The following is a 15,113-nucleotide window of genomic DNA, read 5'->3' on the forward strand; positions in this document are numbered from 1 at the left end:
GTGATAGAGCACGCCGTAACGCGTCGGAAAGCAGTCTCCGGGCGGTACCGCCGAGCGTTCGACAAGGTCGCGGAACGAGGTGCCCGGCTGCATCAATTGCGTGTTGTGCCCGATCTGATCGGCGGCGATGCGGAACAGGTCGCGCTGTTCGTTGGTCGGCTTTGCATCACCGCACAGCCAGGTGCGCGACAGGTCCGCGCAGAAGCCGTAGGGGCCGATCAGGTCGGTGTCGAAGGCGACCAGGTCGCCGGCTTCGATCTTGCGCGACGAGCATTCCTGGAACCACGGGTTGGTGCGCGGGCCGGACGTCAGCAGCCGTGTCTCGATCCATTCGCCACCGCGCGCAATGTTGCCGCGATGCAGTTCGGCCCACAGCGCGTTCTCGGAAATGCCAGGTTGCAGAGCCTGCTCCATCTCGCCCATCGCCGCCTCGCAAGCGACGATGGCGCGGCGCATGGCGAGAATTTCGTCCGATGATTTGATCAGCCGCGCATTTTCCATCACCGCTTCGCCATTGCCGATCGTCACACCCAGACGCGCGAGTTCCTCGACGCCTTCCGGGTTGATGTGATCGACCGCGATGCGGCTGTTGCCGCCGCCATGTTCCCTGACCAGATCGGCAATGCCGGCGGCCCAGCGGCGGACTTTTTGCTCGGTCAGTTCGCCGCCATAGAGATACATCCATGAGACAGCCGGCCGCACCTCGTCGACGACGCCGGAATGGTCGGACAGGTGCTCGCAGGAAAAATAATCGAACAGCACCACCGGCCCGTCGGTGGCGACGAAACAATGCCGTGTCGGGTTGTGCGCCACCCACAGCTGCATGTTGGTGGAATCGGTGGCGTAGCGGATGTTGACCGGGTCGTAGAGCAGGGCGCCGGCATAGTCACGACGCTTCAACTCGGCGCGGATGCGGTCCAGCCGGTATTGGCGCATCGCCGGCAGATCGGGAGCGGCAATACCCGCCGCTGCCCATTCAGCTTCCGCCTGGGCGCCATAGCCCAGCACATGCTGGTTGAGCGACGCCGCCTTCTGGCGGGAAGCGTCGCGCAGCGCCTCGATCGAGCCCGGCTCGAACGGCATGATCTTGCGATGACGGCCAAAGCTGCCCTTCGGCCCCGCGGTGTCCATGACCGAACCTCAGGCCCGCATCTTCTCGCCACTCGGGTCGAAAGGCGCTTCGACGTTGATGCGGGCCGGGCGCCGGTGTCCCAAGATCTCGATCTCGAACAGCCCGGCACTTTCGTCCTCAGCAAGTGCCGCCGGAACGTAGCCCTGCGCCATCGACTTCTGCACATAGTGCGCATAGCCGCCTGATGTCACCCAGCCGACCACGCGCCAGTCGCCGTCGACGATACCGCGCACGGCCGAAGCGCCTTCAGCCGCCTTGGAGCCGCGTATTTCCTCGCCGCCATCGTCGAAGCGCGGCGCGCCGTAGCCATGCGGCTTTTCCACCGTGCCGTAGTCCTTGGAGACCTTGGCCCAGATCGGCTCGTCGCCCATCACATCGGCGTCGGCGGCATCGACGATGAAGGAGACGCGGCGCAGTTTTGGCCCCTGGGCCTGTTCCTTGGCGGCAGCCTCGCGGCCTATGAAATCGTTCTTCTCGAGCTTGATGAAGCGGTCCATCGCGCCTTCGAACGGTCCGTAGATCGGCCGCAACTCGCGGAACCAGGTCGGGAAGTTCTTTTCCAGGCGCATCGACAGCAAAGCGCGCATGCCGAAATCGACGAGGCCGAATTCCTCGCCGGCATCCTTGATCGCCTTATAGACAAGGCGCTGGTAGGCCGGCGCCATCCAAATCTCGTAGCCGAGATCACCGGTGTAGGTGATGCGATTGACCAAACAGGGCGCACCGCCGACCGCCATCTCGCGGAAATCCATGAAGCGGAAGGCTTTTGTCGAGATGTCGACATCGACGAGCTTCTGCAAGAGGTCGCGGGACTTAGGCCCGGCGATCGACAGACCGACCAGCGTCTGGTCGAAACGGTGGATGCGCACGGAACCGTCCTTAGGCAGATGCTTCTCGAACCAGCGCATGTGATATTTCTGCGCCGCCGACGAGCCCCAGATCATGAAGCGGTCCTCGCCGGCCTTGGCGATGGTGAAGTCGCCGATCAGCTTGCCGAATTCGTTGATCATCGGCGTCAGCACGATGCGGCCGGTCTTCGGCATACGGTTGGTCATCAGCCGGTTGAGGAAATCCTCCGCCCCTGGTCCGGCCACTTCGTATTTGGCGAAGTTGGCGATCTCGGTGACGCCGACGCGCTCGCGGGTAGCGCGCACTTCCTCGCCGATCGGCCCAAAATCATTGGAGCGGTGGAAGGAGACGATGTCCTTCGGCTCCTTGCCCTTCGGGGCGAACCAGAGAGGGGTTTCGAGACCCCAGGAGTCGCCCATGACGGCGTTGTTGGCGAGCATCGTGTCGTAGAGCGGCGTCGTCTGCGCCGGGCGCGCGGCCGGCAGTTCCTCATTGGGGAAGCGGATGGAGAAGCGGCGCGAATAATTTTCGCGCACCTTGGCGTTGGTGTAGCGCAGGCCGGCCCATTCGCCGAAGCGGGCGACGTCCATGCCCCAGACGTCGAAGCCGGGATCGCCGTGGACCATCCAGTTCGACAGCGCCAGGCCGACGCCGCCACCCTGGCTGAAGCCGGCCATAACGGCGCAGGCGCACCAGAAATTGGTCAGGCCCTGCACCGGGCCGACCAGCGGGTTGCCGTCGAGCGCGAAGGTGAAGGGGCCGTTGATGATCTGCTTGATGCCGGCCTTCTCGATGCCGGGGAAATGCTTGAAGCCGATCTCCAGCGAAGGCGCAATGCGGTCGAGGTCGGGGGCGAGCAATTCATGGCCGAAATCCCACGGTGTGTTGACCGGCGACCACGGCTTGCACGCCTTTTCATAGGTGCCGAGCAGGATGCCGTTGCGCTCCTGGCGGGTGTAGATCTCGCCCTTGAAGTCAAGCACGCCGATCATCTCGCGGCCGGTCGACTTGTTGAATTCCTCGACCTCCGGCATTGGCTCGGTGAGCAGGTACATGTGCTCCATGGCCAGCACCGGCAGTTCGACGCCGACCATGCGGCCGATCTCACGTGCCCACAGGCCGCCGCAGTTGACAACGTGCTCGGCGTGAACCGTGCCCTGTTCAGTGACGACGTTCCAGGTGCCGTCGACCTCTTGCGTCAGCTCGACGACGCGGTTGCGCAGCACGATCTCGGCACCGAGCTTCTTGGCCGCCTTGGAATAAGCGATCGTTGTGCCGGACGGATCAAGATGGCCCTCGACCGGATCCCACATGGCGCCGACGAAATTGGTCTCGTCCATCAGTGGGAACATCGCCTTGGCTTCGGATGGCGTGATCAACTCGGTGTCCATGCCGAGATAGCGGCCCTTGGCGTGGGCGAGCCGCAGGAAGTCCATGCGCTCCGGGGTATCGGCCATCATCACGCCGCCGGTCAGGTGCAGCGAGCAGGACTGGCCGGAAATCTCCTCGATCTCCTTGTAGAGCTGCACCGTATAGGCCTGCAGCTTGGCGACGTTGGGGTCGCCGTTCAGCGTGTGGAAGCCGCCCGCCGCGTGCCAGGACGAGCCGGAGGTAAGCTCCGAGCGCTCGATCAGCATGATGTCGGTCCAGCCGGCCTTGGCCAGATGGTAGAGAACCGAGCAGCCGACGACGCCGCCGCCGATGACAACCGCTTTTACATGAGATTTCATCAAGATAGGTCCGTTTTTGCGTAAACTGAATCAGGTTTTTGGGTCGGCGGTGGAACGCCTCGACGCCGAGGTCAGCGGTCGCCGCGTGCCATTCAAAAGTCGGTCGGTGCACCGCCCTCGGACCGGCGCTTTTCGACGAAGGCGTTGAGTTCCTCGCGAATGGCCGGGTCCATAAAGGGCTCTTCGTAGGAGGCCAGGCGCTCCTTCCACACCTTGTTGGCCTTTTCCAGCGCCGTCGGCGAGCCGGCTTCCGCCCAGGTCTCGAAATTGCGCCAGTCGGAGAGGATCGGCGAGTAGAAGGCGGTCTTGTAGCGGTCCTGCGTGTGCTGGGTGCCGAAGAAATGGCCGCCGGGACCGACCGACTGGATGGCATCGAAGCCGAGCGCTTCTTCGGACAGGTCGAGCGGGGTCAGGAACTCCGCCACCATCTGCAGCAGGTCGATGTCCAATATGGTCTTCTCATAGGAGYAGCGCAGGCCGCCCTCGAGCCAGCCGGCCGCATGCATCATCAAATTGCCGCCGCCCTGGATGGCGCCCCACAGCGAGAACACGCTCTCGTAAGCCGCCTGCGCATCGACCGTGTTGGCGGCGCAGGTGTTGGAGGTGCGGTAGGGTATGTTGTAGCGGCGGGCAAGCTGGCCGCCGACCAGCTGTGCCTTCATGTATTCGGGCGTACCGAAGGCCGGTGAACCGGACTTCATGTCGACATTGGAGGTGAAGCCGCCATAGCCGACGGGCGCGCCCTTGCGCACCATCTGGGCAAAGGCGATGCCGGACAGCGCCTCGGCGTTCTGCTGCACCAGTGCGCCGGCGATCGTCACCGGCGCCATGGCCCCCGACAGGGTGAACGGCGTGACGACGACGACCTGGCCCTTGCTCGACATCTGGATGATGCCTTCCATCATCGGCACATCGAGCTTGAGCGGCGAATTGGTGTTGATGATGGTGAAGACCGACGGCTCCTCGAGCAACTGCTCGTGGCTGATGCCGCGCGCGATCCTGGCGATCTCGATGCCGTCGACGTTGCGCTCCTTGCCGAGCGAATAGATGTGAAACACCTTGTCGGTCAGCGTGGCGAGGTCGCGGACGCACTCCAGGTGCCGGACCGACGGATGGATATCGGTCGGCTCCACCGGATAGCCGCCGGTGCAGTTCAGGATGTTGTGCATCTGAGCGAGCTTGAGGAAGTTGCGGTAATCCTGCTGGTTGCCAGGCCGGCGGCCGCGATCGATGTCGGAGCAGTTGGGCGCCGATGCCATCATCGAGATGATCAGATTGTTGCCGCCGAAGCGCACATTGTGCGCCGGGTTGCGCGAGTGGATGGTGAACTCCGAAGGGCAGTTCGACACCAGCTCGAGGATCATGTCGCTGTCGAAGCGCACCCGCTCGCTGCCGTCGCGCACGTCGGCGCCATGTGCCTTCATGATGCGGCGGGCTTCGTCATGCAGAACGTCGACGCCGATTTCCCTCAGCACGCGCAAGGAAGCGAGATGGATCGATTCCAGCTCGTCGTCCGAAACCAGCCTGGTCGGTGCGAGCGGGTTCTTCAGCTGGCGGAAAGCCGGCTGCTCGAACGCGGCCGAACCGCCGGCGCGCTTTCCAGCGCGGCCGCCACGACGGGCGCGGTCGGTGGCCAATGCCGGTTCTGCAGGTTGTAGGGCGGCGGTCATGATGGTCCTCGTACGATGCGGTGGCGGGCGGCATAATGGACCGGCGACCCGCCGGTCGTTGCGGAGGCGGCGACCACTAGGGCGAGGGAAGCGACATGCCGGAACGGCAGTTGCACGGTCAGAATATCGCCCGATCGTGGCGATGCGCTGGCCTGAGAGCGGCGGCCGGATCGACGCTAAGTGAAACGCGTTACACATCCGTCTTTTACTTCTGCTATATTGGCGCGCCGAACGTCTCTGGAGGGAACGCCATGCCTGACGTCGTCAAAGTGCGCGCCGCGACAAACAACGAAGTCGCATTCCTTTCCTGGGATATAGACGGCATGATCCCGGGCTGCCTCGGCTTCGAGATCGTGCGCATCTATCCCGACACCGGCGAGGAACGCTGCCTGGCCTCCTGGGTGCCTTTCAAGGGCCAACGCAATCCACGATGGATTCCCCAGGATACCGGCGTCTGGCCGGTGCAGAAGACATTCTGGCGCGATCTCACCGTGCGGCGGCGGCGCGACAGCATCGACGTCAGGCCGGAGGGTGAAATGATAGCCTACCGGGTGCGCCCGGTCGGCGACATGAAGCCGGGTCTCGACCCGGTGCCGGTGCGACCCGATCAGATCGTCGATGGCAAGCCCGCCTATACCGGGCCGGCGCGTCCGCTCGGTTATCTCGGCCAGGGTGCGGTCAGCCCGTCGATCTTTCTCGGCCAGATGTTCGGCAAGGCGCGGGTTGCCTTCACCAATGGCGTGCTGTCGACGCAATGGATGTCGCATGCGCTGCAAGAGGCCGGCATCAAGGTCGGGCAGCGCGACAAGATCAGGGCGGTGCTGCAGGATCCGACCAGCAAGATACGCGCCTATCTGCATGGCGATGTGCCTGATGTGCTGACCAGCCTGCTGAAACGGGCCAAGACCGAAGGCGGCACCGTCAGGCTTGCGCTCTACGAGCTTGGCGACGACGAGCTGTGCGACGCGATCATCGCCGCCAAGGATGTCGTCGAGGTCATTCTTGCCAATTCGGGCAGGGACGACCAGACCAAGGCCTGGGACGCCGGCAACGCGCCGTACAGGAAGCGCTTGCACGACGCGGGCGTCGTGGTGAGCGACCGCCTGTTCAACAACAACCATATCGGCCACAACAAGTTTGCCGTCTACCGCGATGGCCAGGGCAAGCCGCAAGCGGTGATGACCGGCAGCACCAACTGGACGTCGACGGGCATTTGCGGACAGTCCAACAACGCCTTCATCCGCGACGATCCGGCGATGGCCGAGATCTTCGACGCCTATTGGCAGCGCATGAAGGCCGATGTGTTCCCGCCGCCAGCCTCGGAAAGCGCCGCCGGCCACGTCGTGCAGACGCAAGGCGTGCCGTTTCGCAGGGAAAACCACCTGCCCAATCCGCTGAACGGCGCCACGGCAACGCTGGACGGTATGACGGTCTGGTTCTCGCCCAACGATCCCGACCGCAACAAGAAGGACATCTCGGTGCGGCCGGTCGACCTCGAGGATGTATTCGCCCGCATCAAGGCGGCGAAACGCGCGGTGCTGTTCCTGGTGTTCAATCCGTCGCTGCTCGGCGAAAACTCGATCGTCGACCAGGCGGTCGCGGCAGCCAAGGCCGATCCGAATCTGATCGTGCAAGGCGCGATCAGCGACGAAACCGCGATGCCCAATTATGTCGCGCCGACCAAGGATCCGGTCACCCACAAGTCGAACAAGGACGGCAAGTCGCCCTTCGTATTCCCTGAGAAGGTCTGGGAGATGCCCAACGTCTCCATTGTGCGGGCGGCAAACCTGACCGGCGCCACGATCGCCCGCGACTTCCAGGCAGAAGTACTGACCGTCGGCCATGCGATCGTGCACGACAAGATCGTCATCATCGACCCGATGGAGGACAACGCCACGGTCATCACCGGCAGCCACAATCTCGGTTACAAGGCGTCCTATGAGAATGACGAGAACATGGTGATCGTGGAGGGCGACAAGACCTTCGCCGCCGCCTATGCAGTGCATATGCTCGACGTGTTCGACCACTACAAGTTCCGCGCCTGGCGCAGGACGATCGGCAAGGGACCTTCCGACGATGACGGGATTTCCATCGACGACAAGTGGCTGAAGCCTTACGCCGACGGCAAGAAGGGGGCGATCGCCCGGTATTTTCCGTAGCCTCCACCAGGTTCAGCACCTGCCTCCATTCGATGAGGGGCCGATCGGCTTCAGCCGACAGGACGGGTCCGGTGGCGCAAGCGGATTTCACCGTCCGGCCCTTCCTTTCCCTAAATCGAACCAGTAGCTAGTCGGGCTTGCCGGCGGGATGGCCTGCACTTTCACATGGATGACAGTATCAGCATGGTCGCGACCGGCTCGAGCGAAGGCGAAGCGGGAACGCAGTGGGCAGCGCTTGCCGGCGTCACCGCAGCACTTGCCATGTTCGGCGCCGCGCAAGGGCTGAGCTCGCCGCTGTTCACGCTGCTGATGCAGAAGCAGGGAATGTCGCCCGCGCTGATCGGCTTGTCGGCGGCGATGATGCCGCTCGGCCTGATCCTTTCGGCTTCCTTCGTGCCGGCCGCGGTGCGGCTGGTCGGCGCACGCACGCTGGCGGTCGGCTGCTCGCTGATCGGCGCGCTCTGCTTCCTGGGCATCGGCTATCTGCAGGACTGGGTGGCCTGGTTCGTCATCCGCTTCATCATCGGCGTGGTCATCAATCCGCTCTACATCCTTGGCGAGGTCTGGGCGCTGTCGCTGGCGCCGCCATCGCGACGAGGCCGGGTCATGGGCGTGTTCAACACGCTGCTGGGCGCCGGCTATGCGGCCGGGCCATTCGCACTGACCCTGCTGGGCACGTCGGGTTGGGCTCCCTTCCTGGTCGGTGTCGCCGGCTTCACACTCTGCGCGGTGATCCTGCACGCCGTCTCTTCCAGGCTCACCGGTTTCGAGGATGACGGCCAACCTGCCAGCGGCCTTGTCGGCTTTGCCAAGGTGGCGCCGGCACTGCTGCTTGCCGTCCTGGTTTCGGCCGCGGTCCAGCAAAGCACCTATGCGCTGCTGCCGGTGTTTGGCGCCAGCTACGGCCTGGTGGAGGCCGTGCTTGGCTCGCTGGTGATGGCGCTTTCGCTGGGCAACATCCTGCTGCAGATCCCACTCGGCCTGCTGGCGGAGCGTTTTGGCGGTCGTGCCATGATCATCGTCTGTGCGCTGGCAACCGCGACTTGCGCGCTTTTGCTGCCGCTGCTGGTCATGACGCCGCTGATCTGGGTCGTGCTGCTGGTGATGGGCGCCGTCGGCTACGGCGTCTACACAATGGCGCTGGTCGAACTGGGCAGCCGCTTCAAGGGCTCGGTGCTGGTCGCCGGCAACGCCGCCTTCGCGCTGATGTGGGGCGTCGGCGGTATTGTCGGCCCGCCGGGTGCCGGGCTGCTCATGCAAGGCATCGGCCCGCTCGGCCTGCCGGTCGTGATCGCCGGTCTCGACGCGTTGCTGGTGATGTTCGCGCTGTATCGCTCGTCCGTGCGCCGGAGCGGCAAGGCATGATCGCGAACGGTTCGAGCGACAGTGAGACAGCGATGCAGTGGGCGGCGATCACCGGCGTGATCGCGACCGTCTCGGTGTTCGCCATCGCGCAAGGCCTGTCCTATCCGCTGCTGAGCTTCATCCTGCAGCGCCAGGGCGTCTCACCGGCGATGATCGGCTTGTCGGCGGCAATGACACCGATAGGTTTCATCGTCTCGTCACCACTGATCCCGGCGCTGGCGCGCCGGTTCGGGGCAGGGCGCACGGCACTCTCCTGCGCGGCGCTTTCGGCGATCGTGCTGGTGCTGATCGGCTGGACGCAGGATGTCTATCTCTGGTTTCCCCTGCGCTTCATGATTGGCGTGGTGACCAACCCGCTTTACGTGCTGAGCGAGATCTGGGTGATCGCGCTGGCGCCGCCGGCCCGGCGCGGCCGCGTCATGGGCGTCTATTCGACGATCATCTCGGCCGGCTTCGCGGCCGGGCCGCTATGCCTGCTTGCCGTCGGCACGGAGGGCTGGCCGCCTTTCCTCGTCGGCATTTTCGCCTTCGTGCTGTGCGGCATCTGCCTGGCCTCGGTGCTGCCGCGTCTGCCCAAGGTCGACGAGGCCGGGCATCAGGTTTCCGTCCTGGGCTTCGTGCGGTTGGCGTGGCTGCTTTTGTTTGCCGTTATCGTTGCCGCCGGCTTCGAGCAGGGCGCGCTGGCCTTGCTGCCCGTCTATGGCACCCATCACGGCATCTCTGAAACCCGCATGTCGGCGCTGCTTTCGGTGATGATCGCCGGCAACATCGCCATGCAGGTGCCACTTGGCCTGCTGGCCGAAAGGCTCTCCGCGCGTCTGGTGCGGCTTGCCTGTGTCGCGATCACGGTGCTTGGCTGCCTGCTCCTGCCGTTTCTCATCGAGACGCCACTGATCTGGCCGATGATCTTTGTCTGGGGTGCGGTTTCCTACGGCATCTACACGATGTCGATCATCGAGCTCGGTGAGCGCTTCACCGGCTCGACACTGGTTGCCGGCAACGCCGCCTTCTCCCTGATGTGGGGCGTCGGCGGCATCGCAGTGCCGCCGCTGGCCGGTACAGCGATGGATGTTCTGGGTGCAAGAGGCCTGCCGATTATCCTTGGCCTGATGTGTCTGACGCTGGCGGTTGCGAGCATCGTAGGTCGAAGGTTAGCCTGACGCTATTGTGGGATGCTGCTGCTCGTCATCGCCTCGCCATCTCGAAATTGCCCATATGTCACAATGGGCGTGACGTTCCTCGGGGTGTATCCGGCGCAGCATGTCCTGAATTTCAGCGGCACGATCAAAGTCGGGTATCAGCCCAACTTGAGATAACTCCGAATTCGAAAACACGTCGGGAAATCCGCCGCAGTTGGTCAACGCGCTTATGGAACCTTCTTGATCCAACAAATCGTAGCCCAGGAAGATGAAACCGCCCCAATCAATCGAATGCACGTCCGTCGACGGCTTTCGAATTACGCTTAAAATATTCAGTTCGTTCGTATCCGCCAGTTGCGAAAGCAGAAACTCAAGATCCACAAAGAAATCGAGCATCCAGTCCTCGTTGACAATGTGGGGCCAGTAGCTGTCCTTTGTCTCGCCAAGCGCGACCGGGCCAAGCATTCCATCGAGGGTGACGACTTCGGTCAGTTGGGTGAGGCCCGACCACTCGATGTATTTCGTCCATTCCGTGCCCCTGGACGGATCAAATCTCTCTTTCGCAATGTAGAGAAATTGCATGCGGCTTCCTCGTAGCGACACATGGCCGGATAAGGTTTCGCACTTGATGCGGTATGGCGGGTCGCTTCTTTCGCGCGTTCCAATTGAATTTCGGTAGTGGCATGACGATGTGTGCGACACCGAGCCTTGATGAGTTTACCGGAGACCCTATGACCAAGTCGACCACGCAGACCCTGCCAAATTCCACCCCTTCGACCGAAGATCCCTTTCTCTGGCTGGAGGACAGGACAGCCAAGCAGTCGCTCGACTGGGTGCATGGTCAGAACGAGGTAACGGTCGGTGAACTGCAGGGCGATCCGTCCTATCAGGCGTCGTTCCAGACGGCACTCGACCTGATGACTGCCGAGGACAACATCGCGGTCGGTGCCGCGATTGCCGGCCATGTCTACAATTTCTGGCAGGACAAGACCAATGTGCTCGGCCTGTGGCGCCGCACGACGGTCGCTTCCTACAAGACCGAGAAGCCCGACTGGGAAACGATCGTCGACTTCGACCAGCTTGCGGCCAAGGACGGAATCAAGTGGGTGTTCAGCGGTGCCAGCCGGCTCTATCCGGACTTCAACCTCTGCCTTGTCTCGATGTCGCCGGATGGCGGTGACGCCAGCGAGATGCGCGAATTCGACATCGCGACCAAATCCTTTGTCGAGGACGGATTTCGCGCACCCGCTTCCAAGTCGGGCTTCGGCTGGCTGGACAAGGACACCGTCATCGTCTCGGCGGCTTTCGAGGAGGCTGACAAGACGCAATCCGGTTATCCGCGCGTGGTCAAGCTGTGGAAGCGCGGCACCAAACTGGAAGACGCGACACCGATCTTCGAGGGGCAGAAGGAGGATCTCGCGGTTGGCGCTGGCGTCGAGTTCGACGGCGACAGACGTTATCTGATCCTGGCCCGGACGCTCGATTTCTTCGCCTCACATATCTTCCTGCGGCTTCCTTCCGGCGAGAACAAACGCCTGCCGTTGCCTGACTACGTGACCGATACGGCGATCTTCAAGGATCAACTCGTCTTCGGCGTGCGCAGCCCGTGGACGGCGCCCGACGGCACTTCGTGCAAGCCTGATGGCCTCTATTCGCTGGATCTGGCACACTGGGTCGAGGCTGGCACGCTCGGCCCAGTGGAGACCTTGCTGGAGCCGGCGTATCGCGTGTCGATTGCCGGCATTGCCCGCACGCAGGACCGCCTGTTCATCAACCTGATGGACAATGTGCGCGGCAAGATTGTCGTCTGCGAGCGCAAGGATGGCGGCTGGTCGCAGAAGCCCGTGGCACTGCCCGAGAATGGCAATGTCGGCATCAGCCACGCCGAGCATTTCGGCTCCAGCGTTTCCTTCTCCTTCACCGACTTCCTGACACCGAGTTCGATCATCTGGTCGGACGACGATGGCGAGACGCTCGCCACCGTGAAGTCGCAGCCGGCCCGCTTCGATGCGGCGCCGCTGATCTCGGAGCAGTTCGAGGCGCGCTCGAAGGACGGCACGATGATCCCGTACTTCGTCGTCCGGCGGCGCGACCAGAAGGGTCCGGTGCCGACGCTGCTTTATGGCTACGGTGGTTTCGAAGTCCCGCTTCTGCCAAGCTATGCCGGCGTGCGCGGCAGGTTGTGGCTGGAAAGCGGCAATGCCTATGTCCAAGCCTGCATTCGCGGCGGCGGTGAGTTCGGCCCGGCCTGGCATCAGGCGGCGCTCAAGGGCAACCGTCAGAACGCCTTCGACGATTTTGCCGCGGTCGCGCAGGACGTCGTCAAGCGCGGGATTGCCACGGCGGCTTCGCTCGGTATCCAGGGCGGCTCGAACGGCGGCTTGCTGACCGGCGTTTCCATGACGCAGCATCCCGAGCTTTTCGGTGCCGTCATCATTGAGGTGCCGCTGCTCGACATGCTGCGCTACACCGAATTGCCGCCCGGTGCCTCGTGGATGGCCGAATATGGCGATCCGTCGAAACCGGAAGATGCGAAGTGGCTTTCGGCCTATTCGCCCTACCAGCATGTCGCGGCCGATGCCGCCTATCCTCCGGTGCTGCTGACCACCTCGACCGCTGACGACCGCGTCCATCCCGGTCATGCGCGCAAGATGGCGGCCCGCCTGCAGGAAGCCGGCCACACCCGGACGCTGTTCTTCGAGGAGACCGAGGGCGGACATGGCGGCCGCGGCGACCGCCGGCCGCAGGCGGCGCAGACGGCGATGAAGTATGTGTTCCTGCAAAGGGCGCTGAGCGGCAAGGCATGAGCCGAAGTCTCGGCGCTGCAAACGCAAAGGGTGGTTCACTTCGACCGCCCTTTGCTCGATCTTTGTTTTGATGCAATTCCCTGAGGGAGAGCGATACGAGCTTTTCCCGGGAAAACCGCTTCACTCTTTTCCCGGAATTGCTCTAAGGTGCCGTCCATGGCTTTCGTCAGGACCTTGGCTCCCGTATTTGGGGCTCGCGCATTCCGGGTCGCGGTGACACCGTCACCGCGCACGCTGCGCGCCGAGCTTCTGCGCCTGTGCGCCCGCATCGGTTATTCGCCACCTGCTTGCCTCTGACGCATTCGCTCCCGGCACGGCCGGATAGAATCCAGAGGAAAGATCAGATCAATGACCTATCAGAATTATTCGCTGAAGCAGCTTCAGCAGATCGACGCCGCGCACCATCTCCACCCGTTCACCGACCATAAGGATTTGCGCGAAGCCGGCTCGCGCATCATCACCCATGCCAACGGGCCGTTCATCTACGATACCGAGGGGACTGAGATCCTCGACGGCATGGCTGGGCTGTGGTGCGTCAACATCGGCTATGGCCGCGACGAACTGGCCGAGGCCGCCTACGCGCAGATGAAGGAACTGCCCTACTACAACTCCTTCTTCAAATGCTCGACGCCGACACCGGTGCTGTTGTCCAAGAAGCTGGCGGAGATCGCGCCGAAGCACGTCAACCAGGTATTCTACGGCTCGTCCGGTTCGGAAGCCAACGACACGGCGCTGCGCCTTGTCCGCCACTACTGGGTGCTGGAAGGCAAGCCGGAGAAGAACCGCATCATCTCGCGCAAGATGGCCTATCACGGCTCGACCGTTGCCGGCACCTCGCTCGGCGGCATGGATGCCATGCACAAGCAGCTCGGCGGCGCGGTGCCCAACATCGTCCATGTGATGATGCCTTATGCCTATGAACTCGCACTGCCGGGCGAGAGCGATCATGACTTCGGCCTGCGGGCGGCCAAGGCCGTCGAGGATGCGATCCTCGAAGCCGGTGCCGACAAGGTTGCGGCCTTCATCGGCGAGCCGGTGATGGGGGCAGGCGGCGTGAAGATACCGCCGGTCAGCTACTGGCCGGAAGTGCAGCGCATCTGTCGCAAATACGATGTCCTGCTGATGCTGGACGAGGTCATCACCGGCTACGGCCGCACCGGTGAATGGTTCGCATCACAAACGCTCGGCATCGAGCCGGACACCATCACCACGGCCAAGGCACTGACCTCGGGCTACCAGCCGCTGTCGGCATTGCTGGTCGGCGACCGCATCGCCGCGACACTGGTCGGGAAGGGCGGCGAGTTCAATCACGGCTATACCTATTCCGGTCATCCGGTGGCGTGTGCCGTGGCGCTGAAGAACCTTGAGATCATCGAGCGGGAAGGGCTGGTCGATCGCGTCAGGAACGATACCGGGCCGTATTTCGCCAAGGCGTTGCAGGAGCGCATTGCCGGGCATGATCTGGTCGGCGAGGTGCGCTCGATCGGGCTGATGGGCGCGATCGAAATCGTCAAGGACAAGGCCACCAAGGAGCGGTTCCTGCCGTCGGGAAGTGCGGCGGTGACCGTGCGCGACCATGCGATCGCGCAAGGCATGATGCTGCGCGCCACCGGCGACACGATGATCCTGTCGCCGCCGCTGATCTGGACCCGTGACACGATCGACATGGCTTGCGAGCGCATCTCCAAGGCGCTGGACCTGGCGCAGGCGGATCTGCGCAAGCGATAGGGATCGGTACCTCGACCGGGCGTTCTCGATGGGAATGCCCGGCTTCGAGAAACATTTCGTTAGGGAACGAATTTCACCCTCAGCGCTTAGTGTGCGGGTCAGCAGCCGACGTGGCTGCGACAAGGGGACTGTTTCCATGAAAAAGACCGGCAAGAGCCGACGGCTGCAAGATGCAGCCAGCATCGGCGGTGACCTGATGTTGGCGCCGATGGTGGCGCTGATGCGGCTGCCGTTGATGGCGCTGGATGCCGGGAGCGGGAAGCCATGGGGCACGGAGACGGCGCGCGCCGTGAACGAGAAGACCGTAGCGGTGGCCGAAGGAGCGTTTGCGGCGCAAATGTCCTTCCTGCAGTCGGCATCGCGGTTCTGGCCGGAAATCCTTGCCGGCCGCACGCCGTCGTTGTTCAACGGCGTCGCCGCGGAACGGTCGATCAGCGCCGCGCTGAAGCCGGCAAGCCGTACGGTGAAGGCGAATTTTCGCCGGCTTTCCAACAAGGCCTGACAAAGAAAGGCCGCTCCGGAAAAACCGATTCC

At 63.3% G+C, this 15,113-nt stretch carries 10 protein-coding genes; 6 read left to right on the plus strand and 4 right to left on the minus strand.

All coding sequences use genetic code 11. The annotated features are described in order from the left end of the window. The 3 genes from AC1D0I_RS09435 to AC1D0I_RS09445 all read right to left on the minus strand — a co-directional run. On the minus strand, positions 1-1,131 hold a 1,131-nt coding region (locus tag AC1D0I_RS09435; protein WP_477394614.1), incomplete at its 3' end, for a M24 family metallopeptidase. Between the two features lie 9 nt (positions 1,132-1,140). Further along, positions 1,141-3,711, minus strand: a complete 2,571-nt coding sequence (locus tag AC1D0I_RS09440) for a GcvT family protein (RefSeq protein WP_477394616.1) — start codon at positions 3,709-3,711, stop codon at positions 1,141-1,143. Positions 3,712-3,803: 92 nt separating this feature from the next. After that, positions 3,804-5,381, minus strand: a complete 1,578-nt coding sequence (locus tag AC1D0I_RS09445; protein WP_477394618.1) for a trimethylamine methyltransferase family protein — start codon at positions 5,379-5,381, stop codon at positions 3,804-3,806. A 251-nt stretch (positions 5,382-5,632) separates the two neighbouring features. Between AC1D0I_RS09445 and AC1D0I_RS09450 the strand changes: the two genes are divergently transcribed. From AC1D0I_RS09450 to AC1D0I_RS09460, 3 genes are all read left to right on the plus strand, one after another. After that, a complete protein-coding gene (locus AC1D0I_RS09450; RefSeq protein WP_477394620.1) occupies positions 5,633-7,540 on the plus strand; it encodes a phospholipase D-like domain-containing protein in 1,908 nt (635 codons plus the stop codon). Between the two features lie 183 nt (positions 7,541-7,723). Next, the gene (locus AC1D0I_RS09455) at positions 7,724-8,905 is read left to right on the plus strand and encodes an MFS transporter (protein ID WP_477394777.1); all 1,182 of its coding nucleotides are present in this window, start codon (positions 7,724-7,726) and stop codon (positions 8,903-8,905) included. Beyond that, positions 8,902-10,065, plus strand: a complete 1,164-nt coding sequence (locus AC1D0I_RS09460; RefSeq protein ID WP_477394622.1) for an MFS transporter — start codon at positions 8,902-8,904, stop codon at positions 10,063-10,065. Before AC1D0I_RS09455 ends, AC1D0I_RS09460 begins: the two co-directional genes overlap by 4 nt. On the opposite strand, the gene AC1D0I_RS09465 is transcribed toward AC1D0I_RS09460, so the two are convergent. Then, the gene (locus AC1D0I_RS09465) at positions 10,057-10,626 is read right to left on the minus strand and encodes a hypothetical protein (protein ID WP_477394624.1); all 570 of its coding nucleotides are present in this window, start codon (positions 10,624-10,626) and stop codon (positions 10,057-10,059) included. The genes AC1D0I_RS09460 and AC1D0I_RS09465 overlap by 9 nt on opposite strands. 149 nt (positions 10,627-10,775) lie before the next feature. Here AC1D0I_RS09465 and AC1D0I_RS09470 point away from each other — a divergent pair, with 149 nt between their 5' ends. From AC1D0I_RS09470 to AC1D0I_RS09480, 3 genes are all read left to right on the plus strand, one after another. Next, positions 10,776-12,851: a prolyl oligopeptidase family serine peptidase gene (locus AC1D0I_RS09470; protein ID WP_477394626.1), complete on the plus strand. Its 2,076-nt coding sequence runs from the start codon at positions 10,776-10,778 to the stop codon at positions 12,849-12,851. Between the two features lie 348 nt (positions 12,852-13,199). Further along, entirely contained in the window at positions 13,200-14,579 is a 1,380-nt protein-coding gene (locus tag AC1D0I_RS09475; protein WP_477394628.1) for an aspartate aminotransferase family protein, read from the plus strand. A gap of 136 nt (positions 14,580-14,715) precedes the next feature. Beyond that, positions 14,716-15,081, plus strand: a complete 366-nt coding sequence (locus tag AC1D0I_RS09480; RefSeq protein WP_477394630.1) for a hypothetical protein — start codon at positions 14,716-14,718, stop codon at positions 15,079-15,081. Positions 15,082-15,113: the final 32 nt, after the last annotated feature.

This window comes from Mesorhizobium sp. P2_D1, from assembly GCF_056404455.1.